The 664-nt window shown below is 49.5% G+C and carries 1 protein-coding gene; it reads right to left on the bottom strand.

Going from position 1 to position 664, the window contains the following annotated elements; all coding sequences use genetic code 11:
* On the bottom strand, positions 1 to 664 hold a 664-nt coding region (locus BO222_RS11655; RefSeq protein WP_143357034.1), incomplete at both ends, for an IS66 family transposase zinc-finger binding domain-containing protein.

A 664-nucleotide genomic window follows, 5' to 3' on the forward strand; every position in this document is an offset into this window, starting at 1 on the left:
ACCCGGTGGACGGGCAGCTGATACAGTGCCTTGAGGGTGATGACAAGCGCCATCAGAGAGGGAGAAACCCATTTTCCAAAAAGGAGTGATTCGGGAGCCTTTGCCATGACCGGGTGAATATCAAACTCGCCTGGAAGATAACGCGGATCCCGGCTCTTCCTTTTACATTCGGGACAGCCGTAAGAAACAGAATAGTGCCGGATGATTTCCAGTTTTCCTGGAATGTATCTGACTTCATGACGGACCAGCTTTCTGCCGATCGGAGTGAGTTCCGTACCGCAGACGGAACAGATTCTCTGGTCTTCAGACAGTTCGTGAAGTTCATCTGTGACAGGAAGGTTCATCTTTTTAATAAGATCTTCCAGAGATTCCTTCGGCTTACGGGCTTTGGAACGAACAGGCCGTTTCCTTGCGGAAGCTCCGGGAGCAGGGGTTTTGGCAGAAGGACCGGATGGCTGGTCATGATCGTCCTTTTTATCTGGCTTTCTCTTTTCAGAACTCCTGCCATACTTCTGAGCAGCCATCAGCCTGATCTGAGCAGACAGATCAAGGATCGTGGCATTTGCCTGATCCAGCTGCTCTGTGAGGCTCTTAATCAGTTTTCTGTTAGCTTCATTCTCTTCCTGGCTCTTCTCATACTGAATGGTCAGCTTGTTAATGAGAT

This window comes from Ileibacterium valens, assembly GCF_001945525.1.
GTDB lineage: Bacteria > Bacillota_I > Bacilli_A > Erysipelotrichales > Erysipelotrichaceae > Ileibacterium > Ileibacterium valens.